General features: G+C 73.5%; 6 protein-coding genes. 2 read left to right on the plus strand and 4 right to left on the minus strand.

The genetic code is table 11. From position 1 onward, the window contains the following. Window positions 1–290 (minus strand): TetR/AcrR family transcriptional regulator (locus AC1DY2_RS14880; protein WP_476763131.1); only part of this gene is annotated, 290 nt, incomplete at its 3' end. A 95-nt stretch (window positions 291–385) separates the two neighbouring features. Between AC1DY2_RS14880 and AC1DY2_RS14885 the strand changes: the two genes are divergently transcribed. Then, complete coding sequence (locus AC1DY2_RS14885) at window positions 386–1,471, plus strand: hypothetical protein (RefSeq protein ID WP_476763132.1); 1,086 nt, start codon at window positions 386–388, stop codon at window positions 1,469–1,471. A gap of 75 nt (window positions 1,472–1,546) precedes the next feature. On the opposite strand, the gene AC1DY2_RS14890 is transcribed toward AC1DY2_RS14885, so the two are convergent. Then, entirely contained in the window at window positions 1,547–1,924 is a 378-nt protein-coding gene (locus AC1DY2_RS14890) for a YrdB family protein (protein WP_476763133.1), read from the minus strand. Window positions 1,925–2,010: 86 nt separating this feature from the next. Further along, on the minus strand, window positions 2,011–2,883 hold the full coding sequence (gene purU / locus AC1DY2_RS14895) for a formyltetrahydrofolate deformylase (protein ID WP_476763134.1): 873 nt from the start codon (window positions 2,881–2,883) through the stop codon (window positions 2,011–2,013). Window positions 2,884–3,020: 137 nt separating this feature from the next. Between purU and AC1DY2_RS14900 the strand changes: the two genes are divergently transcribed. Then, on the plus strand, window positions 3,021–4,235 hold the full coding sequence (locus tag AC1DY2_RS14900) for an MFS transporter (RefSeq protein WP_476763135.1): 1,215 nt from the start codon (window positions 3,021–3,023) through the stop codon (window positions 4,233–4,235). Here AC1DY2_RS14900 and AC1DY2_RS14905 read toward each other — a convergent pair. Further along, on the minus strand, window positions 4,222–5,212 hold a 991-nt coding region (locus AC1DY2_RS14905; RefSeq protein WP_476763136.1), incomplete at its 5' end, for an Ig-like domain-containing protein. The two genes, AC1DY2_RS14900 and AC1DY2_RS14905, sit on opposite strands and share 14 nt — an antisense overlap.

Consider the following 5,212-nt stretch of genomic DNA (forward strand, 5'->3'; position numbering starts at 1 on the left):
ATCCCGTCGATGAGCGTGGCCATGACCTGGCCGGGCGCGAGCGGCTCGCCGAGCGCGCGCTGCTGCTCGAGCTCCCCCTGGCGGGCCTCGAGGATGCGCCCGGCGACCGCGGCGAAGAGCTCCTGCTTGCCCGTGAAGTACCCGTAGATCGCCCCGGCCGAGAGCCCCGACTCCTCGATCACGTCGGCCATCGAGGTGCGCTGGTACCCCTTCGCGGCGAAGCACCGCAGCGCGGCCGCGACGATCTCGTCGCGGCGGGCGGCGCGGTGCGCCTCGGTGACCTTGGGCATCGGACCTCCAGAAAAACGAACGATCGTTCCTTGACAAGGCTAGCCGACGCGCGCACACTAATAAAGAACGAACATTCGCTTTCTTGGAGGACACCATGGCCACCCATCCGGACGCCACCACGGCACGCACTCCGATCGGCAGGGTCGTGGGCTTGGCCCTCGCCCTCGTCGGCGTCGTCGCCGTCATCGTGCTCGCCTTCTCGTGGCCGTCGGTCACGGCCGAGCCCAAGCACCTGCCGGTCGCCATCGCCGGGCCCGCCGAGGCCGTGGCGGCAGCCGAGGCGGCTGTCGACCAGCGGGCGCCCGGAGCGATCGACTTCCTCGAGGTCGACGACCGGGCGGCCGCCGTCGACGCGATCGAGACGCGCGACGCGTATGGCGCGATCGTGCTCGGCCAGGAGCCCGAGGTGCTCACCTCCTCGGCATCGAGCCTCGCCGTCGCGCAGCTGCTCGGGGGCGTCGCCACGTCGCTCGAGGAGGGCGTCAACGCACAGGCCGCCGCCGCTGCGCAGGCCGCGGGCGCGCCGAGCGCTCCGCCGCACCTCGACGTGCCCGTCACCGACGTCGTGCCCCTCGCCGAGAGCGACCCGCGCGGCACGGGACTCACCGCCGCGATGTTCCCGCTGCTGCTCGGCGGCATGATCGGCGGCATCGCCATCTCGCTCGCCATCATCGGCGCGCTGCGGCGCGTGCTCGCGGTGACGGTGTACTCCGTCGTCGGCGGGCTGCTCCTCACGGCCATCCTGCAGGGCTGGTTCGGCTCGCTGCAGGGCGACTACTGGCTGAACGCCGCCGCCATCGCCCTGTCGCTCGCCGCGATCGCCGCACCCATCACGGGCTTCGTCGCGCTGCTCGGCCGCGCCGGCATCGCGGTCGGCCCGGTCGTCATGCTGCTGTTCGCCAACCCGATCTCGGGCGCGGCCATCCCCAAGGAGTTCTTCCCGGCGCCGTGGGGCGACGTCGGCCAGTGGTTCCCGCCGGGCGCCGCCGCGACGCTGCTGCGCGACCTGTCGTACTTCCCGGCGGCCGACACCACGTTCCCCTGGCTGGTGCTCCTGGCCTGGACGGCCGGCGGCATCCTGCTCTCGATCGTCGGGCACTTCCGCACGGCCGGCGGGGCCGAGCCCGACGCCGAGGCGGCGCACGCCGACGACCGGATCGAGGCGCCGGTCGCGGCCTGACGACCGACCGAAGCGGTCAGCGGCCCGGCGCCACGCGTCGGGCCGCTGGCATTCCGGCAGGGAACCGGGGGCCGCTCAGTCGGCCAGCTGCTTGCGCCCGTGCAGGATGCCGCTCACGGCCGCCACGACCGCGAACACGACGGCCACGACAGGCTGGCCCATCATCCACCAGGCGATCGCCGCGGCCGAGAACACTGCGATCTCGACGAGCGCCTGGCCGAACGGGTCGACCTTGAAGACCGCCTTCGGCGAGTTGAACAGCGCCCAGAGCAGGATCGCGAGGGCCGGGGCGCCGAGGCCGATGAGCACGCCCGGCCACGGCAGCGGGAACGACACGAACCCCCAGATGCCGAGCGTCACGAACGCGAAGAGCTCGAGGAAGAAGCGCAGGACGTCGTTCGGGCCGATCTTCGGCTGGGGGTCGTTCGACGGGTTCGGCTGGGCGGTGCTCACGGCATTCCAGCCTAGTTCGCGTGGGCGGCGTCCGCCGTCACCCGAACCGCCCCGCGCTCGTCCGACCTGCCGTCTGGCGGTGGCGGTCACCGGAAGATGATCGTCCGGGCGCCGTCGAGCAGCACCCGCCGCTCGGAGAACCACTTCACGGCCTGGCTGAGCGTGCGGCTCTCCTCGTCCTGTCCGATGGCGACGAGCTCGGCGACCGAGCGGGAGTGGTCGACGCGCACGACGTTCTGCTCGATGATCGGCCCCTCGTCGAGGTCGCTCGTCACGAAGTGCGCGGTCGCGCCGATGAGCTTCACGCCGCGGGCATGCGCCTGGCGGTAGGGGTTCGCGCCCTTGAAGCCCGGCAGGAACGAGTGGTGGATGTTGATGCAGCGTCCGGCGAGCGCGTCGCAGAGCTCGGGCGTGAGGATCTGCATGTAGCGCGCGAGCACCACGAGCTCGATGTCGTGCTCCTCGACCGCGGCGAGCACCCGCGCCTCGAACGCGGCCTTCGACGCGGCATCCGTCACCGCGAGCGACTCGAACGGCACCCCGTAGAAGTCGACGAGGTCGCGCAGCGTGCCGTGGTTCGAGAGCACGAGCGGGATGTCGACGGACAGCTGGCCGGCGTGCTGGCGGAACAGCAGGTCGTTCACGCAGTGGCCGGCGGTGGACGCGAGCACGAGCGTGCGGAGCTTGCGGCCGACCTCGTCGAGGTGCCACGTCATGTCCCAGCGCTCGGCCACGGGGGCCAGCGCGGCCTCGAGCTCGGCGCGCCCGGCGGGCGACTCCACCTGCACGCGCATGAAGAAGCGCCCGGTGTCGAGGCTCGCGAACTGCTGGCTCTCGGTGATGTTGCCGCGCGCCGCGACGATCGCCCCGCTCACCGCATGCACGATGCCGGGACCGTCGGTGCACGCCAGCGTCACGACCCAGTGGAACAGGTGGGAGGGTGCGGCATCCGTGGTCATCCGCCCAGAGTAGTGCGTCGGGTAGACTGGTTCGTGGTCGGCGGTCAACGCACGGCCCTGGGCGCGCACACGAGCGCGTAGTCGACCCGCGTGGTGAATGCACCCGCTGCGGGGAACGCCGTCGGAGAGACATCCTCATGTCCGTCACCGAATCCGCGCGCGTGCGCGCACCCCGACTGCCCTGGCCCGGCCTGCTCATGCTGGCCGCGGGCGTCTTCCTGTCCATCACGATCGAGATGCTGCCCACCGGCCTGCTCCCCGAGATGAGCGAGGGCCTCGGCGTCGCCGAGCCGTTCATCGGGCTGCTCGTGTCGGTCTTCGCGTTCACCGTCGTCGTCACGTCGACGCCGCTCACCGCGCTCACCAGCCGGATGCCGCGGCACGGCCTGCTCGTCGCGGTGCTCGCGGTGCTCGGGCTCACCACGCTCGCGTCCGCGTTCGTGCCCGAGTACTGGATGCTCATCGCCGTGCGCGTCGTCGGCGGCCTCGCCCACGGCGTGTTCTGGGCGATCGTCGCGTCGTACGCCTCACGGCTCGTGCCCGCCGACCAGATCGGCCGCGCCGTCTCGGTGACGCTCGGCGGCGGCACGCTCGCGCTCGTCGCGGGCGTTCCGGCGACGACGGTGCTCGGCCAGTCGATCGGCTGGCGCCCGGTCTTCGCGATCGTCGCGGGGCTCACCCTGGTCGGTGCGCTCGCCGTCTGGCGGTTCCTCCCGCGAGTCGCCCCCGAGGCGGGTGGCACCGCGTCCCGCATCCGGCGCGGCGATGCGGCGCTCGGGTCCGTGCTGCTCGTCTGCGGCGTCACCGCGGCGACCATGCTCGGCCAGTACGCGGTCTTCACCTACGTGGCACCGCTCATCACCGACGTCGTGGGCCTCGAGCCCGGCGCGGTCGGCCCGCTGCTGTTCGTCTACGGCGTCATGGGCGCCGTCGGGCTCGTCGTGGCCGGATCGCCGCTCGCGAACCGGCCCACCGTCGCGATCGTCGTGGCGATGGCCGTGGCGGCGGCGGCGCTCGGCGTGCTCGGGCTCGGCGCCGGCGTCGTGGCGTCGCTCGTGGCCTTCGCCGTGTGGGGGCTCGCCTTCGGCGCGATCCCGCCGCTGCTGCAGACGCGCCTGCTGCAGTCCGCGCCGGCTCGACAGCGGGATGCGGCCAGCGCGCTCTACACGACCGCGTTCAACGTCGGCATCGGCGGCGGGGCGCTCATCGGCGCCGTGCTGTTCGAGCGGATCGGCGTGCAGAGCCTGCCGTTCGTGTACGCCGTGGTGCTCGTCGCCGTCGGAGCCGTGCTCATCGCCGACGCGGTGCGGCGGGGCGCTCGCGTCGTGGAACCCGCCGTCAGCGTTCGATGACCGCGGTCGAGGCGGGGCCGGTTCGGCCGTTCGCCGCGTAGCGCACCTCGACGACACTCGCCGCATCCAGGCGCCCGAACGCGAGGATGCGCGCCGATCCCGAGCCGTCGAGCGGCACCGTGCTCACGACGGCGCCGTCGAGGAGGAGTTCGACATCTGCCCCGGCAGCGCCCGCGACGGTGCCGTGCGCCACATGCGATCCGGTGCGGCGCAGCGCGATGGTCGGGGTCGACAGCGTGACGGTGACGGGCGCGCTCGAGAGTGACGCGTTGCCGGCGGCATCCGTCTGCGAGGCCGTGAGCGTCGTGGATCCGGCGTGCAGCGCGTCGGCGACGAGGCTCCATGCTCCCGAGCCGTCGGCGACAGTGCTCCAGGTGCGGCCGTCGTCGGCGGTCACGGTGACGAATGCCCCGGCCTCCGCGCTGCCCGAGAGCAGCGGGTCGACCAGGCCGCCTGCCGTGTCGGCGGTGAAGGCCGGCGGCAGGGCGACGTCGTCCACGGGCTCGGGCTCAGGGGTCGGCGTGGTGGTCGGCCCAGGCGGCGTTGCGGTCGTACCGCCGGGGGCCGGATCGGCGGCGGGCACGGGAGCCGGGGCCGGCGCATCGACCAGCACGGGATCGCCGGCCGGCGGGTCTGCGGGCGCAGGCGGGGCATCCGATTCGTGCGGCGGCACGGGCTGGGGAAGCGCCGGGCCGCCGAGGAAGGGCAGCGGCGTTTGGGGGTCGCCGGCCTCGGTGCCCGTCTCGAAGATCGCAGCCGCCGGCGCCTGGTCGGCGCTCGCCAGCGTCGGCACCACGATCATGGCGGCGACGGCGACGGYCGCGAGGGCGATCGCACCCACCCCGGCGCCGATCGCGACGCCGCTCACCCCTGCGGTGGTGGCTGCGCCGGCCGCAGTCGTGGCGGATCCCGCGCCCGCTCCCGACGCGCCCGCTCCCGACGCGCCTGTACCCGACGCGCCGACGCCCGACGCGCCT

It is taken from the genome of Agromyces sp. P1_H4, assembly GCF_056405255.1.

Bases quoted from the DNA above. Each gene is read 5' to 3' on its own strand.
- AC1DY2_RS14885 (WP_476763132.1), top strand. From the start codon at position 386: ATGGCCACCCATCCGGACGCCACCACGGCACGCACTCCGATCGGCAGG.
- purU (WP_476763134.1), bottom strand. From the start codon at position 2,883: ATGACCACGGATGCCGCACCCTCCCACCTGTTCCACTGGGTCGTGACG.
- AC1DY2_RS14900 (WP_476763135.1), top strand. From the start codon at position 3,021: ATGTCCGTCACCGAATCCGCGCGCGTGCGCGCACCCCGACTGCCCTGG.